Origin of the sequence: Herbaspirillum huttiense (genome assembly GCF_047300815.1) — a bacterium.
In the GTDB taxonomy this organism is placed as follows: domain Bacteria; phylum Pseudomonadota; class Gammaproteobacteria; order Burkholderiales; family Burkholderiaceae_D; genus Herbaspirillum; species Herbaspirillum huttiense_A.
Map to the genome: position 1 here is coordinate 1,678,109 of NZ_CP178608.1, position 19,570 is coordinate 1,697,678.

A 19,570-nucleotide genomic window follows, 5' to 3' on the forward strand; every position below is an offset into this window, starting at 1 on the left:
GCGTGTTTTGTGCTTCAGTCGTAGCGGCGGCTGAACAGGATGTTGAGGCCATTGATGGTCCCCGCCCGTGCCACCACCGACCAGCGCCGCGAGATCTGCCAGGTGGCCTTGGCCACGCTGGCCGCACCCTGCAGGCTTTGCTCATAGCCCAGCGTGATCTTCTCGGTGATGGCCTTGCCCAGGTTGACCACCTGTTCATCGGTCAGCCCCGATTCGCTGGAGCCGATGCTGAACTGGTCCAGCCCGAAGTCCTTGGCAATGCGCTTGCCGCCCATGTTGCCTACCAGCGCCAGCGCCTGGCTGCTGGCAGAACGCTGGCCGATGCTGGAACTGTCGGTGCCGTGGCCGAACATCATCCAGGACAGCTTTTCGTCATCCGGCACGTTGGGTTCGGACACCAGTTGCACGCGCGGCTGGTTGGCGTTGCCGGTGACCGATACCCCGGCCTCGACGTCCTGGTTGCGCCGCATGGCCAGGATGTTGATGTTGGGATTGGCAATCGGCCCCTGGAAGTTGATGATGCCGCGCTCGATATTGAGTTTCGTGCCAAAAGCTTCATAGCTGCCCTCGGCGACGTTGATGGTGCCGGTCGCGCGCAGCGGCAAGAGCGGTTCGCTACGAACGTTCATGTCGCCCCGCAAAAGCAGGTCAGCGCCACTGCCACGGAAGCGGAAGTCATTGCCCAGGTCGAGTGCCAGGTTGATGAGCGGGGCGAACTTGCTGGCCGGTTTTTCGGTGGCCGCTTCCAGTTTCTGTTGTGAAGAGGCGGCCGCACCTACGCGGTTCTTGCCGCTGCGGCTGACGATGACCACGTCGTCGCCCAGCTTGGGCGCGCTGCTCTTGGGCAGGTCGAAGAGGGCATGGTCCACGGTGAACTTGCCATCGACCCGCAACTGCTCGTTGACGTTGCTGATCTTGCCTTCACCGGAGAGCATCAACTGGCGGTCCGGGCTGGCGAACAGTTCCAGGTGGTCGGCCGTGAGGGTAGCGTTGAGGTCGGGATTGTCGGCGCCCAGCTGGATCTTGCCGCCGGCACGCAGGGTGCCGCGCCCGCCATGGAATTCGATCTGGCGCAGATCGATCACGTTGCTGTCCATGACGATGCGCACGATGCCTTCCTTCAACTGGATGCCCTGGTCGAACTCGGTCACGGCCAGGTTGTCGCCATTGATGGCGCCGGAAAGACGCGGTTGCGCCAGCGTGCCGCCGGCGTTGAGGTTGGCGGCCAGCTTGCCGTTGAGGCTCACTTGCGGGCCGATCAGGTCGCCCACCCGCTTGAGTTCGGGCACATCGAGACTGGCCTTCAGGTTCAACGGCGACTCGGCGGCCAGCGCCAGCAGCGCATCCACCCGGCGCAGGCCGACGTCTCCACCGAGCTCGAGCGTGCCGATGCGGGCGGCGTTGATGCGGCCGCTGACGTTCATGCGCTCCCCCTGGAACTGGCCGCGCAGCTGCAGTTCGGACAAGCCCAGCGCCGCTTCACCGACGCTGGTGGTGACCCGCACGTCGCCCGACTTGCGCGCAATCTGCAGGGTGCCGCTGGCGGTCTCGGCCAGGCTGAAGTCCCAGTCGCTGTCCAGCACCAGGTCGGTCTTGACCGGGGGCGGCGTACCGGTGAACTGCTGGACCAGTTCCAGCACCCGGCCCACGTCCAGCGCGCGCACCTGGCCGGCCGAAGCCAGACGGCCCTGGCGATAGGACAGGCGCTTCAGGTCGAGCGCCATGCGGTCGATCTCGATGCGGGTGCTGCCGGCCTCGATGCCCTCGGCCGAGGCGTCCAGCGTGAGCGGACTGGCCATGGCGATGCGCGGCAAGCCCTGGTTGCTGAACTGGTCGAGACTGCCGGCCCAGCCATAGTTGCCACGGGTCTTTTCGGTGACTTTCCCGTGCGCGGCCAGGTTCAGGTCCAGTACCTGGTCGGCCAGCTTGCCCTTGGCTTGCAGGGCCAGCGTATGGCTGGCATAGGTGCCATCGAGTTTGAGCGACAGGCGCGCCAGTTCGGCTTGCGGGCCGCTGTAGCCATCGCCTTCAAGGCTCAGGGCCAGGCGGTTGTCGGGCGAAGCCACGCCGGCAGCCAGGTTGCTGTGCAACTCGCTCTGGCCGGACAGGTGATGCAGCTTGTGCGGGCCGAAGGCCAGTTGCTCGGCCTGGAAACTGGCCAGCAGGTTGGGGCGTTCGCGCGTGCCGCTGAGGATGCCGTCCACCCGCAACAGCCCGCCCAGGCCATAACCCAGGCGCGCCAGTTGCGGCGCGTCGACCTTGAACTTGAGCTTGTCGCGGGCGGCGCCGAAGCTGCCGTCCAGATCCAGCGTATTGCCGGCAATCTGCACATTGGCGCGGCTGGGCAAGAGGCGCATGCCGGCCAGGTTGATGTCGCCCTGGCCGCTCATGGGCAGGGCGTCGTAGGTGCTGTCGTGGATGCGGAAGCCCAGCTTCAGTTTCAGTTCAGGCGAGAGCGCACCAGCGGCATTGAAGTCCATGTTGATGCGCGCCGGGATGGGCTTGGAAGCCGCAACGGCAGTGCGTTTGCGGCCCTTGCCATTACTTGCGGGCGGCATCACTGCCTGCAGCACGGCGGTCGGATCGAAGTCCACCAGCCGGCCCTTGAAGGCGTAATCCATGGCATCGACGGTCTGCAGCGTGCCCGAGGTTTCCAGGCGCGACTTGCCGGCAGTGAGCGAGGCCTCCCGTAGTTGCACGCGGTCCTTGCCGATCACGCTATCCACGTGCAGCTTGAGCGTGCTGTCCTGCAGGGTCAGCAGGAGTTGCTGGGCGTCGGGCGCCAGCGTGAGATCCACCGGGCCGGAGAGCCGGGTGGGGCGCACCTGGTGATGCAGCTGGTTCAGGTCGAGTTCGCTCACGCGCAGCTTGAATTGCCCGGACAGCGGTTCCTGCTTGCCCGGCTCGCTGCTGCCAGGACGGAACTGGCCGCTGCCTTCGATGCGCGCTTGCTGCGGCAGGCGGATCTCCAGCCGCGACAGGGTTTGCTGCTGCAGGTCCAGTGTCAGGTCGGCGCTGGCTGAGAGCAGCGGCAGGCGTTGCTGGTCGAGGCTGCCGGGACGGGCGTTGTCGATCTCTACGCGGCCGGCGACTTGCAGCGGTGCGTCGGCGGCCAGGCCAGCCGGGGGCGCCAGGTCGGCGCGCAGGTTCAGGTCGGCGGCCGGTGCGGCGGCGTTGAAGGCTTGCGGATTGAGGTGTTGCAGGTCCACCTTGGCGCGCTTGAGCGGCACGCTGGCAAAGGGCGTGGCGACGATATCGGCCTGGCCCTTGAGCTTGTCGCCGCCGGCAGTCAGGGCAATGCCCAGTTCCCGCAGCGAGCCCGACAGTTGTGCCGCCAGCTGGTATTGCTCCTTGTTCTCGCCGTATTGGTAAGCGCCGGCCAGTTCCAGCCCACCCCCGATGGCGAAGGGCTGCTTGCCGTTCAGGTGCAGCAGGGCGGTGGTGTCACCGAAGGGCGTGGTGAGACTGTCGAGCACCAGCGTGTGCTGCACGCCGTCGGAGCTGCCGTGCAATTTCAGCTTGGAGAGTTCGGTGGTGGAGGTGCCTTGGGTCAGGCTGAGGCTGGCCAGGCTGATCTCGCCGATGTCCAACGCCAGCGGTATCTCCAGCGAACTGGGCATGCTGCTCGGCTCGGACGGCGAGGGTTGCTGGTTCAGGCGCACCTTGCCCACGCGCAGGAAATCGATGCTGAACTTGCGGCCCGGCAGGGACAGGTGCCAGCGGGCGTCCACGCTGTCGATGTCGAGGATGCGCTTCTCGTCCTGGTAATGCAGGTCGCGCAGGCGCAGGCCATCAGCGACGGTGCCGCCGAGCAATTGGCCTGAGAGCTTGCCGTCGAGCGTCTTGACGGCGGTATTCCAGAGCAGGCGTGCGCCGCTCTCGGTCTGGGTGGCATACAGGACGGCACCGGCGGCGGCCAGCACCAGCACGGCCACGGTGCCGCCGCTCAACGCGGCGATGCGGCGGACGCGGCTGGCGCGACGGCGCGGCGGCGGTGCGGAGGGGGCTTGCTGCGGATCGTGTTGCGGTTCGCTCATGCTCGGTGGTGATTCGGATTCAGTTCATGGTGAGTCAGGCACGGTGCAGGCCACGCTAGAAAGCGATGCCCAGCGAAATGTGCGGCCGGATCTGGCGCTTCTGGATGCCATAGGCCAGGTCCAGGTTGAGCGTGCCGACCGGACTGCGCCAGCGCGCGCCGGTGCCGACCCCGTGATAGAAAGTCTTGTTGTTCCAGTTGTCGGCCGCCGCTCCCACGTCGTAAAACACGGCCGCGCCCCAGTTCTCGCTGAACCAGCGCTGGTATTCCGAGCTGCCCACGGCCAGGTACTTGGTCGGATAGACGGTGCCGTTCTGCTCGTTGCCGATGCTCTGGTAGCTGTAGCCGCGCACCGAGTCATTGCCGCCGGTACGGAACAGCAGCGAGGGCGGCACCGCACCGGCGCTGCCTGCCGTGAAGACCCCGCCCAGTTCGGCGCGCAGCACCACGATGTCGCGCCGGCCAACCGGCACGAACTGCTTGAAGCGGCCATACAGGCGCGAGAAGCTCTGGTCGGTCAGCAAGCCCTTGAGGGCGAAGCCGGCTTCCAGCGTCAGCAGGTTGCCTTTACGCGGGAAGATCGGGTCATCCACATTGCGGCGTGACCAGGCAAAGCCAGGAACGAGGGCGCGGTGCTTGCCGGGGGTGACGACGGTGTTGGCGGGCAGGGTGCTGCCATCTTCCTGGCTCAGCTCGTCGCGGTAGTAGGTGAGCGAGTAGGTGGTGTCGTAGTTTTCGCTGTTGCGCGCACGCTTGAAACCGACCTGCTGGCTGCGCAGGTCGATGCCTTCGAGCTTGGTGCGGTCGTAGGAGGTGTTGATGCTGTTGACGAAGGCTTTTTCATCCGGCGGCATGGCCAGCGACAGCACGCCATATTGCCGCTTCTGCTCCAGCCGCAACTGGCTGTCGAAGACGTAGGCCTTGTTGAAGACGTTGTAGTGCGAATAGCGGCCCTCCAGCTGCGCGCCGGTATCGGTGCTGTAGCCCACCCCGGTACGGATGCGCTGGGCCGGGAATTCGGTGACCTGCACCTTCACCGGCGTTTGCTCGGGGTGCTCAGGATCGTCATCGATGGCCACGATGGCATTGGAAAAATACGGCGTGTTCTGGATCTGCCGCTGCAGGGCCAGCAGGCGGTTGACGTCATAGGGTTCGCCCACGGCGAGCGGATTGACGTTGCGGATGATGCTTTCCGGATAGCGCCGCGTGCCGGTGATCTGCAAGGGCCCCAATGTGAACGCCGGGCCGCTGTCATAGCGCACGGCGAGGTCGGCCTGGTGTTCGTCCGGATCGACGCGCGCCTCGGAGCTGGCGATGCGGGCGGCGGCGTATTTCTTTTGCTGCAGTTTTTCCAGGCCGGCGTTCTTTGCACGGTTCCAGTCTTCCTGACGGAAGGGCTGGCCCACCGGCAGCGACCAATCCTCGCGAATGCGCGCCACCGTTGCCTGGTCGTCCCGCGCGGCCACGCCCGTGACGCTGACCTCGGCCATACTGATTTCAGTGCGCGGGCCGGGGTCCACGCTGATGGTGATGCGGCGCACGGCTTGCTTGCCGTCGGCTGCGGCCTCGGTTTGTGCACTGACGTTGGTAACCGGGGTGAAATATCCTTCGGTGGAGCTCAGTTCGCGCACCTGGTCGCCGACGGTATCCATCATGAACTTGAGCTGCTCATCGCTGATGTCGTCGCGGTCCTGGTAGCGCGAAATATCGAGGAAATCCTTCAGCAGCGATTGCACCGGTTTGGGGGCGTCGATCTGCACCTTGTAGGCGGCATGGGCGGTGTCGGCGGCGCAAAATAAAAAGGCGATGGCCAGGCTGCGGGTCCAAGTCATTGATTCACTGCATCATCGGTTGTCGGTTGAGGCGGCCGGCCTGACGCGCCGCAGGGCAAGTCGGGTAGGATGAGGGCTGGCGGCGCACGCCACCCAGGCCTGACCCGCGCGCAGCGTGGATAGTTCCTGGCCGGTGCAGGCGGCGAGAGCTTCATTTCCAGGTCGTCCCGGATGTCATCCTTTGCGCGTGGTCTTCGCTCGCCGCTTGCGTCATTGCGTCATTGCGTCATTGCGTGATGGAGCGCCGTGTTGCGCGCCATCTTGTTCATCCCGCTATTGTAATGCCCCGGCAGGACTTGCCGTACGGGCAATCTGGCAGCAAATCGAAGGAGAATTCAGTGAGCAGTACCGGTATGGTGAGTATTGATGCGTATTCCGACAAGGCGACGTGCGAGCGCCTGCTGTGGCTGCACCGGTGGACCGACAAGCTGTTGAGCTTTCGCACCACGCGCCCGGCGGGCTATCGCTTCACGCCCGGCCAGTTCGCGCGCCTGGGGCTGGAGATCGATGGCGAGGTGGTCTCCCGTGCCTATTCGATCACCTCGGCTGAAGGGGACGATTACCTGGAGTACTACGCCGTCATCGTCCCCGAAGGGAAATTCACATCCCGCCTGAACCAGCTCCAGCCGGGCGATGCCGTCTGGGTGGAAAAACTGAGCTATGGCTTCATGACCGCCGATCGCTTCGTCGATGGCGAGCAGATCTGGATGCTGGCCACCGGTACCGGGCTGGGGCCGTATCTCTCCATCCTGCAGCAGCCCGAGGTATGGCAGCGCTTCACCGACCTGGTGGTGGTGCATGGCGTGCGCCAGCGCGAGGAACTGGCCTATGCCGAGACCTTCTCCCGGCTGCAGCAACACGCCCGGGAGCAGGGCTGGCCGGCGCACCTGCATCTGCTACGTTGCGTGACGCGGGAGACCGGCCTGCCGGCTGAACCCGGCTGGCTGGGCGGACGCATCACGACCCTGCTCAAGGAAGGCCGCCTGGAACAGGCCTGCGGCCTGCTCCTGAGTCCGGAGCACAGCCGCGTCATGGCCTGTGGCAACCCCGATATGGTCACCGAGGTGCGCGAACTGCTGCGCGAACGCGGCATGACGCCATTGCGGCGCACCGGGGGTGGCCAGTTCGTGACCGAGGACTATTGGTGAGGATGTGCGGCCCGCAGGCCGGATTGAGCCCTTGTGAAATTTGCGGGAACTTCACAAGATAACGAGTAGGGGTGCAAATAATTTTTTAGATATCGCCACTAAATGCTGTGGCTCGAATGTTTTCTATTGACACCTCGAATTAATTCGATTTTTCGAAGGAAAAACGCGGTTTTCTTTCTATTTTCTCCAGATTTTCTCTATCTCCTAGGGGTGGAAGTTTTTGCGATGCCGAAGCGGCATCGCCCGAGGCAGGGAGACGACATCGATGCAGTCAAATCGAGGGCCGCAAGTCGAGGCAAACCGGGGGAGGATGAGTGCGGGCACTGATGTCGCGGAATCGCCACCTGTCAGTCAATTGAACCATTTGGGGGTAGCATGAATTTGAAGAAAGTCCTGCACGTTGCCATAGCCGATGATCATCCCATCGTGCTGGGAGCGCTTCGGGGTGAGCTGGCGCGCCTGCCGGAAATCCGCATCGACCTGGAGGTTGAAAATGGCGACGCGTTGATCAGCGCCTTGAAGCGCTCGCCCTGCGAGATCGTCATCACCGACTTCGCCATGCCGGCCGATGACAGCGACGAGTCCGATGGCTTTGCGCTGGTCAAGCGGCTCAAGACCGAGCATCCGTCGACCAAGGTGATCGTCTACACGGCCATGAACAATGGTGCCGTGATCCGGCGGCTCTATCGCATGGGGGTGTTCGCCGTCATCAACAAGCGTGAAAAGACCGATGAACTGATCAACGCCTGCCTGGCCACCCAGAGCAGCAAGCAGCTGTATTTCCCGGTATCGCTGCGTGGCGAGCTGGAGATGAGCTGGGCCCAGGGTGAAGGTTTCGGCCTGGTGCGCGAGCTGACCCAGAGCGAGCTGGAAGTGGTGCGCCTGTTCGTGGAAGGGCAGTCGCTGGGGGAAATCTGCGTGCGTCTTTCCCGTACGCCCAGCACCATCAGCACCCACAAGAACAATGCCATGCGCAAGCTGGGCCTGAGTACGGATGCGGAACTGATCAAGTATGCGTATTCGACGGGGATGATCAACTGAGGTTTTCCTGAGTGCGATCGCGGGGAGCCGGATTTCTTGGCGGCGAGATAGCAAATTGGAGAAGCTGCCTGCCCCATGAATGAAGAGAATCAGAAAATGCCTGATTTGATTGAGCTGAAGAAACAACTGCTCTCCAATGTTGCGGTCCGCGAGCAATACGATCTGTTGGCAGGCGAATTTGCCTTGGCGCAGGAGTTGATCGGGGCGCGTGTGCGGGCGGGCCTGAGTCAGCGGGAATTGGCAGAAAAGATGCAGACGTCGCAGTCGGCCATCGCGCGTTTGGAAAGCGGCCGTAGCATGCCGTCGATGCGAACCCTGGCGCGCTATGCAGCGGCTACCGGAAGCAAGGCTGTGGTCCGCCTTGAAGTCTCCATGTAAAAGCAGTGGACTCTGAAAAAAAAGCCCGGTCTCGAGGACCGGGCTTTTTGCATCAATCTTTAGTGTGGCTGGCTGATAGGATTAAATCGATAGTAAATGGAGAAATATTTATGCAAAAAAATAGGCTGTTCAAGGTAGTTATTGGAGTATTTTTTAGCTCAATATTATTAGCCTGTGATTCAAATACATCAGCGAAATTGAACGACAGCGAGAAGCCAACAGACAATCAAAAGGTTGGCAGAATTCTGCCTTTTAAGGTTTGCAGAATTATTAATAATCATCTGTTCAAAAATGGCTTTTCTGTACTTGATGCAGACATCAAGATAGAAGGAGGCCAATCAAATGATTGGGTAGCCACGGGGATCGCAGTAGCCAAAGAACTCGGCAAGCTAGGAATTTCTACTGATGTGAAACTGACCATTTATCGTAGTGATTTGGGCGAGCTGGATAATAAGCGGACACCCAATGGATATAAATGGCTCACTCGCATTGACTATGGTGTTGATCCCAATCACTCCATGAATACTTCCAATGGCGATAAACAATGGCTTATCAGCTATGCGACAAACAAGTCAGTTGCTACACCGGAGAAGATTAAGATAGACCAAGATTTTTACGCTCTTGATGACAAGTATGGAAACCCGGCAAATGATGAAAAAATCGTCGCTGCGATTAAGAAGAAATACCATCTAACTGGCGAATTTAACCTGCATCATGGAAATTTGTCAGGTAACACTAACGAGCCCGGCGATTATTTTATTGATGCAGCCGGTCAGGAAGATAAGCTTAAAAAATTAAAGTCTGACTTCAAGCAGCTTCCTGAAAACAGAGCTTTCAATGACATTGAATGTTCTACGTAAAAAGAAAGCCACTCAATTGATGAGTGGCTTTTTCATTTGAAAATATGTCCAGTTACCTGGGCTTGATCAATACCAGCGACTTCATCGGCACTGCGATTCGATGAATTGATGAAATGTCGGGAATTCGTTGTTGGCATCTTCCATGACGTCAGATGCGGTCCGACCAGGTGCCGCATTTTTGCTTGCGAACTCCGCAAGTTGGGTTGAGCTATTCGTGGCTCTTCCGGAAAACACGCCGCTTCCAACGGTCCCAGTCCTGCTGCAAGAAGCCAGAGATAGTCATGGAAGCTACGCGCCACCACGGCAGTTTGGCCTTCGGATCCCATGAAGACTACCGGCTGTTCAAGCAAGTCCGCGTCGGGGCGGATCGTCCAGAATGCCACATAGCCGCCCGTGCCATCCTGCCCAAACACGCGAAAGCATGAGGCGTCGGCAGTGGGGTTGCCGGTCCAGGACTGAAACCAACGCTTGGTCTCGTCCGTCGAAAGGAATTCATCATAGGGCTCGAACTCGATGCCATCCCCGTCGGCGTCGTCATACTCCAGTTGATTGGCCTGAGCCAAGAGATCGGGAAACCGGGTTTCATCGGACATCATGTTCATCTCCTCGTGTTGATCGGCAGGACTGTTCGGGTTCGACTTGGCCTGGAAGCGCCACGCGGCAGTTTAACCAATTTGTTGCCCTGCGGAAAGCGCGGCAGCGTTGAGGAGAGGAGGGAACGGGGCTGGCGCAGGGCCTGTTGGCGGAATCGGGCGACACAGCGGTGGCACCCGAATTTCCTGAGGGACGGAAACGACAAAGCCCAGTCATTTAACTGGGCTTTGTGATTGAATCTTTGGGGTGGCTGATGGGACTCGAACCCACGACGACAGGAATCACAATCCTGGACTCTACCAACTGAGCTACAGCCACCGTCGACTGTCAGACAGACTTGCGTCCGTCATCAAGTAAGCAAAAGATTATACAAACACTTGCAGGGAATGGCAACATATTTCAATGCAAATTGGCAATTGCCCTGAAATTTCTTTCCGCACCTTCATCGAACTGCGTCAACCGCCCGCCTGCGGCTGCAAGGCCTGTACCGGCGGATCGAGCTTGAGCAGTCCCCGGAACGCCTGTTCCAGCGTCGAGCGGCTGGCCGTGGTGAAGCCCGCCAGCGAACCGGTGGCCGCTTGCGCTTGCAGGCCTTCGGTGGCCAGCAGGCGCTGCAATTGCCGGGTCACGGCCTGGCCGGTATCGATGATGTCGGGAACGCCCCCGGCCAGTCGCTGGCAGACGCTTTCGATGGCCGGACGCACGAAGGGATAGTGGGTGCAGCCCAGCACCAGCGTATCGGCTCCTTGTTCCAGCAGCGGACCCAGGTAGCGCTCCAGCAGTTGCACCGTGGCCGGCGAAAACAGTTCGCCTTTCTCGATCAGATCCACCAGCCCCACACACGCCTGGGGCAGGTAGCGCACCTGATACTGGGCTTCCATCTGCTGCTGCAGCAAGGCAAAGCGCTGGCTGGCCAGCGTGCTGCGGGTGGCCAGCACGCCGACGGTGCCGCTGCGGGTTTGCTGGGCGGCAGGCTTGAGGCCGGGCTCGATGCCCACCACGACCAGTTGCGGCCAGCGCGCGCGTATCGCCTGGATGGCCGCCGCCGTGGCCGTGTTGCAGGCCACCACCAGAGCCTTGACGCCTTGTTCCAGCAGGAAGGACGCAATGGCCAGCGAGCGCTCCACGATCTGCGCTTCGGTCTTGTCGCCATACGGGGCATAGACGGAGTCGGCGAAGTAGAGCAGCTGTTCGCGGGGCAGGGCAGCATGGATGTGCCGCAGCACCGACAAGCCGCCGATGCCGGAATCGAAAATGCCGACCGCAGCGTTGGCTGCGGCCGGCATCGGGCTACTGCTGTCGGACCCTGCGGCAGAAGGCGCACTGACCTGCTTGACGGCTTCATTCATGGTGCTGCGCGCGCTCCTGCAACGGGGTCGGCCTGGTATCGAATCAGGCCGTGGTGACGGGGATCTTGGACAGGGACACGCTCTGGGCGATCTTTTCCTTCCATTCGGCGGGACCGGTGTTGTGCACCGAGATGCCGTTGGCGTCCACGGCCACCGTCACCGGCATGTCCTTGACGTCGAATTCGTAGATCGCTTCCATGCCCAGGTCGGCAAAGCCCAGCACCTTGGCCGACTTGATCGCCTTGGACACCAGGTAGGCCGAGCCACCCACGGCCATCAGGTAGGCCGACTTGTGCTTCTTGATCGCCTCGATGGCGGCCGGGCCGCGCTCGGACTTGCCGATCATGGAGATCAGGCCGGTCTGCTCCAGCATCATGTCGGTGAACTTGTCCATGCGGGTGGCGGTGGTCGGGCCTGCCGGACCCACCACTTCATCGCGCACCGGATCGACCGGGCCGACGTAGTAGATCACGCGGTTGGTGAAGTCCACCGGCAGCTTCTCGCCCTTGGCCAGCATGTCCTGGATGCGCTTGTGGGCGGCATCGCGGCCGGTCAGCATCTTGCCGTTCAAGAGCAGGGTCTGGCCCGGCTTCCAGGAGGCGACTTCTTCCTTGGTCAGGGTGTCCAGGTTCACGCGCTTGGACTTCTCGGTGTCAGCCACCCAGTGCACTTCCGGCCAGTCCGACAGCGACGGCGGCTCCATGTAGGCCGGGCCCGAGCCATCCAGCACGAAGTGCCCGTGACGGGTTGCGGCACAGTTGGGGATCATCGCCACCGGCTTGGAAGCCGCGTGGGTCGGGTGCATCATGATCTTCACATCCAGCACGGTGGTCAGGCCGCCCAGGCCCTGTGCGCCGATGCCCAATGCGTTGACCTTCTCATAGAGCTCGATACGCAGCTCTTCGGTCTTGTTCTGCGGGCCGCGCTTCAAGAGCTCGTACATGTCGATGTCTTCCATCAGCACTTGCTTGGCCATCAGCATGGCCTTCTCGGCGGTGCCGCCGATACCGATGCCCAGCATGCCCGGCGGGCACCAGCCGGCGCCCATGGTCGGGACCGTTTTGAGGACCCAGTCCACCAGGTTGTCGGAGGGGTTGAGCATGACGAACTTGGTCTTGTTCTCGGAGCCACCGCCCTTGGCGGCGATCTGCACGTCCACGGTGTTGCCGGGCACCAGTTCCATGTGGATCACGGCCGGGGTGTTGTCCTTGGTGTTCTTGCGCTCGAACTGCGGGTCGGCCACGATGGAGGCGCGCAGCACGTTGTCCGGGTGCGAGTAGCCGCGGCGCACGCCTTCATTGACGGCGTCGGCGATCGAACCCGAGAAGCCCTCGAAGCGCACGCCCATGCCGATCTTCAGGAAGACGTTGACGATGCCGGTGTCCTGGCAGATCGGACGCTTGCCCTCGGCGCACATGCGCGAGTTGGTCAGGATCTGGGCGATCGCATCCTTGGCGGCCGGGCTCTGCTCGGTCTCGTAGGCGCGGGCCAGATGGGCGATGTAATCGGCCGGATGGTAGTAGCTGATGTACTGCAGCGCGGCGGCGACGGATTCGATGAGATCGTCTTGCTTGATGATGGTCATGGCTGGTTCTCTCGGTTTGGATGAGGCAAAGTCAGTGCGGCTTGTCGGCGGGTTCGGATGGATGCACCATGAGCCGGTCGCAATACGCGATGGCCATGGCCGACAAGAGGAAGGCGATATGGATGCCGGTCTGCGCGATCAGGGTCTTGGCGTCGTACAGGTTGGCATTGATGAAGGTTTTGAGCAGGTGGATCGACGAGATCCCGATGATGGCCGTGGCCAGCTTGACCTTCAACACAGAAGCGTTCACATGCGAGAGCCACTCGGGCTGGTCCGGATGGCCTTCCAGGTTCATGCGGGAGACGAAGGTTTCATATCCGCCCACGATCACCATGATGAGCAGGTTGGAAATCATCACCACGTCGATCAAGGCCAATACCACCAGCATGATGGTTTGTTCATTGAGCTTGTCGGGGCGGGTGGCGCCGGGAATGGCGACCGCATCCAGGATGTGGTCCAGCGAACTGGCGCTGCCCATGGCCGCGCCGATCAGATCCACCAGCTCGACCCAGAAGTGATAGACGTAGACGCACTGCGCCAGGATCAGGCCCAGGTAGAGCGGCAGCTGCAGCCAGCGGCTCATGAAAATCAGGTTGGGCAGGATGCCGATCTTGCGGGGAGGCTGGGGCGACGAGTTTTTCATGTGTCTGGGCTACGCTTGATTCTGGCGGATTGTGGCGATATCCGATGATGGTGCTGCGGCGGTGCTTCCCGGCGCGGCTTCGGATTTGGGGCCGTATTCTACACGCCCTTGGGCCATTTCCGGCGCTGTGCCTGTATCCCGCATCGGCAGTGCCTGCGGGAAACATCGTCCTGTGCCAGAATGCCAATATGTTGTCTGGATCATCAGAGAACATCGCAGCGATATGAAGGTCTGCGTCTATGGAGCCAGCCGGGAGTTGTCCTGCCCGGGCTGGCGCGAGGGTGCCGGCTTCGCCCCCAGCCCTGATGCAAGCGGCCTCCCGCCCGGATGGGCGCTGCTTGTGTAAGGACTGAGTAAGTGAAACGGCCTATGTTTTGCGGAAAGCAAAAACAAACCTACTGGAGACTACCGTGGCAGACATCGAGACATTCAAGCAAGAGAACCGCGTATTCGCACCGCCGGCCGAGCTGGCCCGTCACGCCGCCATTTCGGGCATGGACGCCTACGGCGCCCTGAACGCCGAATTCGAGAAAGACTACGAAGGGACCTGGGCCAAGCTGGCCAAGGACAACCTCAAATGGCACAAGCCCTTCACCCAGACCCTGGATGAATCCAACGCCCCGTTCTACAAGTGGTTCGCCGATGGCCAGGTGAACGTTTCGTACAACTGCCTGGACGTCAACCTGGAAAACGGCAATGCCGACAAGACCGCCGTCATCTTCGAAGCCGACGACGGCAAGGTGACCCGCGTGTCCTATCGCGAGCTGCACCAGAAGGTCTGCCAGTTCGCCAATGGCCTCAAATCGCTGGGCATCAAGAAGGGCGACCGCGTGGTCATCTACATGCCCATGTCGGTCGAAGGCGTGGCAGCCATGCAGGCCTGTGCCCGCATCGGCGCGACGCACTCGGTGGTCTTCGGCGGCTTCTCCGCCAAGTCCCTGCACGAGCGCGTGATCGACGCCGGTGCCGTAGCCGTGCTGACCTCGGACTACCAGGTGCGCGGCGGCAAGCAGCTGCCCCTGAAGTCCATCGTGGACGAAGCCCTGGCCATGGGCGGCTGCGATACCCTGAAGCATGTGGTGGTCTACAAGCGCGCCGGTGCCGAGATCAACTGGGTCGAAGGCCGTGACCTCTGGCTCTCCGACGTGGTGGCCAACCAACCCGACACCTGCGAGCCGGAATGGGTGGATGCCGAGCATCCGCTGTTCATCCTCTACACCTCCGGTTCCACCGGCAAGCCCAAGGGCGTGCAGCATTCTTCGGCGGGCTACCTGCTGTGGGCCGTGCTGACCATGAAGTGGACCTTCGACATCAAGCCCGACGATGTCTACTGGTGCACCGCCGACATCGGCTGGATCACCGGCCACACCTACATCGCTTACGGTCCGCTGGCCGTGGGTGCGACCCAGATCGTCTTCGAAGGCGTGCCGACCTATCCGAACGCCGGCCGCTTCTGGGACATGGTGGCGCGTCACAAGGCCACCATTTTCTACACCGCGCCCACTGCGATCCGTTCGCTGATCAAGGCGGCCGATGCGGATGAGAAGATCCACCCCAAGCAATACGACCTGTCCTCGCTGCGCATCCTCGGTTCGGTGGGCGAGCCCATCAATCCGGAAGCCTGGATGTGGTACTACAAGAACGTCGGCCGCGAGAACTGCCCCATCGTCGATACCTTCTGGCAGACCGAGACCGGCGGCCACATGATTTCTCCGCTGCCGGGTGCCACGCCCCAGGTGCCGGGTTCGTGCACGCTGCCGCTGCCGGGCATCACGGCGGCCATCGTCGACGAGACCGGCAATGACATCCCCAATGGCAATGGCGGCATCCTGGTGGTCAAGCGTCCGTGGCCGTCGATGATCCGCACCATCTGGAACGATCCGGAACGCTTCAAGAAGAGCTACTTCCCCGAAGAGCTGGGTGGCAACATCTACCTCGCCGGCGACGGCGCCGTGCGCAACAAGGAGACCGGCTACTTCACCATCACCGGCCGCATCGATGATGTGCTCAACGTGTCCGGTCACCGCATGGGCACCATGGAAATCGAATCGGCGCTGGTGGCCAACAGCATCGTGGCAGAAGCCGCCGTGGTGGGCAAGCCGGATGAAACCACCGGTGAATCGATCTGCGCCTTCGTGGTGTTGAAACGTCCGCGCCCGACCGGTGAAGAAGCCAAGCAGATTGCCAAGGAACTGCGCGACTGGGTGGCCAAGGAAATCGGCCCCATCGCCAAGCCCAAGGAAATCCGTTTCGGCGACAACCTGCCCAAGACGCGCTCCGGCAAGATCATGCGCCGCCTGCTGCGCGTGCTGGCCAAGGGCGAGGCGATCACCCAGGACGTTTCCACGCTGGAAAACCCGGCCATCCTGGATCAGCTGAAGGAAGCACAGTAAGCCTGAAATCGCCGCTGCAAGGCGGTGAGAGGCGAGCCGGCAGGGCAGGGCGTTGTGGGTTGGACGCCGGGTCCTGCCGGTTTTTTCATGGTCTTTTTGAAAAATATGCAGAAAAGACTTGGCTTCGGCGTGAAGCTTGCTATAATGCATGGCTTCGCTGTATGCGAACCCGAATCCAGGAGAGATGGATGAGTGGTTGAAGTCGCACGCCTGGAAAGCGTGTATAGGTTCATAGCCTATCGGGGGTTCGAATCCCCCTCTCTCCGCCAGCATGAACAAAGGCCCGCAGAAATGCGGGCCTTTTTCTTTGTGTCGTTCAATCAGGCTTGTGCCATGGAACATGCAGCCACACATCCAAGCTGCATGTCGTGCAGTGCAGGGCGCAGATCAGAACCGCATCTTCAGGTAAGCAGAAGGTCCTTTGAGCTTGATATCGAAGGCCGCCTGGGAATTGCCGCCGTCACGGTCGATATGAATGCGGGTGATGCCGTAGTCAGCGCCGATGCCGATGTTTTTCAGCGGATACCATTCCACCCCCAGTGCGCCACCGTAGATGTGGCCGGTCACTGTGCCCCAGTTCTTCTTCACGCCAGAGGCTTCGGCATAGATGCGCAAGTCCTTGCTGAACGCATGCTTCCATCCCAGCTCGAGCAGCGGCGCGAAGGTCTTCTCGGTCTGGCTTTCACTGAGTGCGCCAGCCGAACCGTTGAAGACGCCGTTGGCCTGCAGATCGTAGTGTGCCCGGTAGTAGCCTGCGCCCACGCCGATCCCGAACACGTCATTTCCCGAACCCAGCCACCACTTGTAGGCGAGGGAGGCAAAATCCACTTCGATGTTGGCGTTCGCGCTGCCGGCCAGGATAGCCGGCGTGCCGCCGACGTTGAACGAGCGTGAGGTGCTGTAGGTATAGTCGTTGCGGTAGCGGAAGTAGTCGAAGGACAAGCCATGGCTGTCACCCAGCAGCAGTTCGGCACGAACCCGCGGCAGCGTGGTGCGATTGCGGTCGATGTCACCGCTTTGAGCTGAACCGTAACGCGTATTGCCCTGGACGCTGAAGGTCGGATCAACGTAATAGCCGCCTGCGGAAAGGCTGAAGCGATCCAGTGCAGGTGAAGGCTCTGCATGCGTTGCCTGGGCAAAAAGACCCAGCGCGACAGTGCCGGAAAAAGAGGCCATCAAGCGTAGTGTCCTAGTGTGCAAGCCAAAACGTGCGAACGAGTCGAGGTTCATTGTGGTAAATACCCGATAGTGTGTTGTCGTCAAATTGGTCCCGAGGACCCGAAAGCCGCACCATCGTAAAGCCACGTAAGTCGCCACAGCGATCAGCGCATTTCTCTAAGTTCTGTAGGAAATGGCGAGCACGACGCCATCTCCGCCGCTCATCGGGAGCGGCGGCCCGTTGAATGCTGTCCGCTTTGCCCATCATCACGAACAAAGGCCCGCAGTTCAATGCGGGCCTTTTCTCTGTTCTACTCATTTGCAGTTGTGCTGTTCGACTGTGCTGATCATTGGCTTTCGCCTCTACGCAGGCTTAGTTGCTTTTCGCGACTAAGCTGTTTTCCGATAGTCGCCCATGGTTCGATGTTCCATCGACACCAGGGGCTGTCCTGAAGGCCGCTGGATGTAATAGCCTTGGCCGAAATCAATGCCGAGCTTGCGGATGCAGGCCCATTCTTCTTCCGTCTCTATGCCTTCGGCAATCACGCGGCTACCGGATGCGCGCGCCAGATCGCAGATGGTCCGCAGAAACGCCTGGCGGAGCATGTCGCGGTCTACGCCCCGGACAAATACGATGTCGATCTTGACGCAAGCCGGTCGCAATTCAAGCCACATGCGCAACGAGGCATATCCGGCACCCAGATCATCGACCGCCACCGACATGCCATAGCGGCGCAGAAGACGCGTCATTCGGCGCAGGCGGCGAAAGTCCGTGATGCAGTGTTCTTCGGTAATTTCAATGACGATACGGTTGCCAGCAAAACCCAGTGCGGCCAATTCCCTCAAAAATTCGCGCTGGTGCGTGGCGGGCTCAAGCAACATGGCAGCACTGAGGTTGAGGAAAAGTTTGCCAGGCAGCCTCTGGGCTGCAAAACGCGTCCACAACAGCCGAACGCATTCCTGTTCGAGCTGGGGTTGCAATCCTGCTGCCCGGGCCGCCGCGAACAATGCGCCGGGAGATTCCAGGCCGGAGCTGGCAGGGCCCCTGATGAGACCTTCATAGCCGATGATCTCGCTGCGGGAAGTCGCAACGATGGGCTGGAAGACCGCTTGCAACATCTTGCGCCGTAATATTTCCTGGATCATGGAGGTGTTCATGGCAAGCCTTGCGTGAAGAGGTTGACCGCCATGGCCGATGGCGGTGGTCTGAGCTCAGGGTCTTCAGAGTAGAAGGAAAAATCGGCCCCTCCGTTTTGCTTGGCCTGATACATCGCCGAATCTGCATTGCGTATCAGCACCTGTGCGTCCTGCCCATCTTCGGGGAATACGCTGATGCCGATGCTGCATGACAAGCGGCGCCCGTCGTCCAGCCTTTCATTGGCCAATGCACGCAAGGTCCGCCGGAGAATCGCCTCGATGTCACTACGGGCCTTGACGCCGGTCAGCACCATGACGAATTCGTCGCCACCAATGCGGGCGACCATGTCCTCGCCCCTGATCTGCTGCTGCAATTGTTGGGCAAAACGCTGGATGGCCGTGTCTCCCTGCTCATGGCCGCAGGTATCGTTGATGTGTTTGAGCTTGTCCATGTCGATGAAAGCCACCCCCACATGCGAGTCGTTGCGGCGCGCACCGTGCAGCGTCTTTTCCAGATACCAATGCAGCCGGCGCCGATTGGGCAAGCCGGTCATGGGATCATGGCTGGCCAGATATTCGACGCGCTCCTCGGCGCGTTTTCGTTCGGTAATATCCTCGATCATCGCGATGAAGAACTTGGGCTGTCCATCACGCTCAAGCGCGACCGAGCTGGTGACATTGACCCAGACGATGCTCCCGTCCTTGCGGATATAGCGCTTCTCGCGCGTAAAGTAGGGAAGCTCTCCGCGCATCAATTTTCGATAGGAAATTTCATCGTTTTTCATATCGTCCGGATGCGTGACCTGACGCACTGTCTTGTTGAGCAACTCGTCGTGCTCATAGCCCGAGATACCAAGAAGTCGCGGGTTGACTTTGCTCCACTTGCCGTCAAGCGAGATGTGCGCAAGCCCGAGCGCCGCCTGTTCAAACGTGATGCCGCAGCGCAAGCTTGCGTCACGTAACTCCTCGATGGCCTGGACGCGGCGGCTGATGTCACGCAGCACCAGGATCATGACTTCCTTGTGTTGCAGGCATAGCGCGGTGGAGCGTATTTCTACCGGCAGCACCGTGCCGCGCAAACGATGGAGACGATATTCATTCCCGTTGGCATAAACCATCGACAGCGCTCCCATGGTGGGAACATCGCCATCTTCCGTCCTCAGGCGAGAGCGAAGCACATCGAAGTGCATGCCCGCTGAAGGCGCCTCCCCGAGCTCCAGCAGAATCTGGCTGGCTGCATTGAAATGAAGTATCCGGCTAGTCGTGCCATCGATGACGACAATGGCGTCGGATACGCAATCGAGGCTCGCCCTGGCAATGGCGAGCTGATCTTCCACCCTGTTCATGCGCGAATGCGCGTCGGCAAGTGCGAGGACGGGCTCGCAGGTACTGGTCATTTGAGTTTCCTCCGATCAA

General features: G+C 61.0%; 14 protein-coding genes and 2 tRNA genes. 6 read left to right on the top strand and 10 right to left on the bottom strand.

Annotated features, from left to right (window positions below):
- Window positions 1-14: 14 nt before the first annotated feature.
- Together ACLRDN_RS07590 and ACLRDN_RS07595 are read right to left on the bottom strand one after the other, a co-directional pair.
- On the bottom strand, window positions 15-4,037 hold the full coding sequence (locus ACLRDN_RS07590; RefSeq protein WP_413459635.1) for a translocation/assembly module TamB domain-containing protein: 4,023 nt from the start codon (window positions 4,035-4,037) through the stop codon (window positions 15-17).
- A 55-nt stretch (window positions 4,038-4,092) separates the two neighbouring features.
- Entirely contained in the window at window positions 4,093-5,868 is a 1,776-nt protein-coding gene (locus ACLRDN_RS07595; RefSeq protein ID WP_413459636.1) for an autotransporter assembly complex protein TamA, read from the bottom strand.
- 338 nt (window positions 5,869-6,206) lie between these two features.
- Between ACLRDN_RS07595 and ACLRDN_RS07600 the strand changes: the two genes are divergently transcribed.
- From ACLRDN_RS07600 to ACLRDN_RS07615, 4 genes are all read left to right on the top strand, one after another.
- Entirely contained in the window at window positions 6,207-7,016 is an 810-nt protein-coding gene (locus tag ACLRDN_RS07600) for a ferredoxin--NADP reductase (protein WP_413459637.1), read from the top strand.
- Window positions 7,017-7,391: 375 nt separating this feature from the next.
- Window positions 7,392-8,057 (top strand): response regulator transcription factor, encoded by a 666-nt coding sequence (locus ACLRDN_RS07605; RefSeq protein ID WP_145607476.1) that lies wholly within the window; start codon window positions 7,392-7,394, stop codon window positions 8,055-8,057.
- A gap of 75 nt (window positions 8,058-8,132) precedes the next feature.
- Complete coding sequence (locus tag ACLRDN_RS07610; protein WP_413459638.1) at window positions 8,133-8,435, top strand: helix-turn-helix domain-containing protein; 303 nt, start codon at window positions 8,133-8,135, stop codon at window positions 8,433-8,435.
- A gap of 5 nt (window positions 8,436-8,440) precedes the next feature.
- A complete protein-coding gene (locus ACLRDN_RS07615; RefSeq protein WP_413459639.1) occupies window positions 8,441-9,295 on the top strand; it encodes a hypothetical protein in 855 nt (284 codons plus the stop codon).
- A gap of 32 nt (window positions 9,296-9,327) precedes the next feature.
- Here ACLRDN_RS07615 and ACLRDN_RS07620 read toward each other — a convergent pair whose 3' ends face one another.
- From ACLRDN_RS07620 to ACLRDN_RS07640, 5 genes are all read right to left on the bottom strand, one after another.
- A complete protein-coding gene (locus tag ACLRDN_RS07620; RefSeq protein ID WP_413459640.1) occupies window positions 9,328-9,891 on the bottom strand; it encodes a hypothetical protein in 564 nt (187 codons plus the stop codon).
- A 240-nt stretch (window positions 9,892-10,131) separates the two neighbouring features.
- A tRNA-His gene (locus ACLRDN_RS07625) sits at window positions 10,132-10,207 on the bottom strand.
- Window positions 10,208-10,344: 137 nt separating this feature from the next.
- On the bottom strand, window positions 10,345-11,238 hold the full coding sequence (gene murI / locus ACLRDN_RS07630; RefSeq protein ID WP_413459641.1) for a glutamate racemase: 894 nt from the start codon (window positions 11,236-11,238) through the stop codon (window positions 10,345-10,347).
- Between the two features lie 43 nt (window positions 11,239-11,281).
- Complete coding sequence (locus ACLRDN_RS07635; protein WP_413459642.1) at window positions 11,282-12,823, bottom strand: fumarate hydratase; 1,542 nt, start codon at window positions 12,821-12,823, stop codon at window positions 11,282-11,284.
- Window positions 12,824-12,854: 31 nt separating this feature from the next.
- Window positions 12,855-13,466, bottom strand: coding sequence for a YqhA family protein (locus ACLRDN_RS07640; RefSeq protein ID WP_413459643.1), 612 nt, complete (start codon window positions 13,464-13,466; stop codon window positions 12,855-12,857).
- Window positions 13,467-13,876: 410 nt separating this feature from the next.
- Here ACLRDN_RS07640 and acs point away from each other — a divergent pair, with 410 nt between their 5' ends.
- Both acs and ACLRDN_RS07650 read left to right on the top strand, forming a co-directional pair.
- Window positions 13,877-15,859, top strand: coding sequence for an acetate--CoA ligase (acs, locus tag ACLRDN_RS07645; protein WP_413459644.1), 1,983 nt, complete (start codon window positions 13,877-13,879; stop codon window positions 15,857-15,859).
- 178 nt (window positions 15,860-16,037) lie between these two features.
- Window positions 16,038-16,128: transfer RNA gene (locus tag ACLRDN_RS07650), tRNA-Ser, on the top strand.
- A 118-nt stretch (window positions 16,129-16,246) separates the two neighbouring features.
- On the opposite strand, the gene ACLRDN_RS07655 is transcribed toward ACLRDN_RS07650, so the two are convergent.
- From ACLRDN_RS07655 to ACLRDN_RS07665, 3 genes are all read right to left on the bottom strand, one after another.
- Entirely contained in the window at window positions 16,247-17,035 is a 789-nt protein-coding gene (locus ACLRDN_RS07655; RefSeq protein WP_413459645.1) for a hypothetical protein, read from the bottom strand.
- Between the two features lie 372 nt (window positions 17,036-17,407).
- Window positions 17,408-18,175, bottom strand: coding sequence for an EAL domain-containing protein (locus ACLRDN_RS07660; RefSeq protein ID WP_413459646.1), 768 nt, complete (start codon window positions 18,173-18,175; stop codon window positions 17,408-17,410).
- Window positions 18,172-19,551, bottom strand: coding sequence for a diguanylate cyclase domain-containing protein (locus ACLRDN_RS07665; RefSeq protein WP_413459647.1), 1,380 nt, complete (start codon window positions 19,549-19,551; stop codon window positions 18,172-18,174). The genes ACLRDN_RS07660 and ACLRDN_RS07665 overlap by 4 nt, the downstream gene beginning before the upstream one ends.
- Window positions 19,552-19,570: the final 19 nt, after the last annotated feature.

Bases quoted from the DNA above. Each gene is read 5' to 3' on its own strand.
- ACLRDN_RS07590 (WP_413459635.1), bottom strand. From the start codon at position 4,037: ATGAGCGAACCGCAACACGATCCGCAGCAAGCCCCCTCCGCACCGCCG.
- ACLRDN_RS07595 (WP_413459636.1), bottom strand. From the start codon at position 5,868: ATGACTTGGACCCGCAGCCTGGCCATCGCCTTTTTATTTTGCGCCGCC.
- ACLRDN_RS07605 (WP_145607476.1), top strand. From the start codon at position 7,392: ATGAATTTGAAGAAAGTCCTGCACGTTGCCATAGCCGATGATCATCCC.
- ACLRDN_RS07610 (WP_413459638.1), top strand. From the start codon at position 8,133: ATGAATGAAGAGAATCAGAAAATGCCTGATTTGATTGAGCTGAAGAAA.
- ACLRDN_RS07620 (WP_413459640.1), bottom strand. From the start codon at position 9,891: ATGATGTCCGATGAAACCCGGTTTCCCGATCTCTTGGCTCAGGCCAAT.
- murI (WP_413459641.1), bottom strand. From the start codon at position 11,238: ATGAATGAAGCCGTCAAGCAGGTCAGTGCGCCTTCTGCCGCAGGGTCC.
- ACLRDN_RS07635 (WP_413459642.1), bottom strand. From the start codon at position 12,823: ATGACCATCATCAAGCAAGACGATCTCATCGAATCCGTCGCCGCCGCG.
- ACLRDN_RS07640 (WP_413459643.1), bottom strand. From the start codon at position 13,466: ATGAAAAACTCGTCGCCCCAGCCTCCCCGCAAGATCGGCATCCTGCCC.
- ACLRDN_RS07655 (WP_413459645.1), bottom strand. From the start codon at position 17,035: ATGGCCTCTTTTTCCGGCACTGTCGCGCTGGGTCTTTTTGCCCAGGCA.
- ACLRDN_RS07660 (WP_413459646.1), bottom strand. From the start codon at position 18,175: ATGAACACCTCCATGATCCAGGAAATATTACGGCGCAAGATGTTGCAA.
- ACLRDN_RS07665 (WP_413459647.1), bottom strand. From the start codon at position 19,551: ATGACCAGTACCTGCGAGCCCGTCCTCGCACTTGCCGACGCGCATTCG.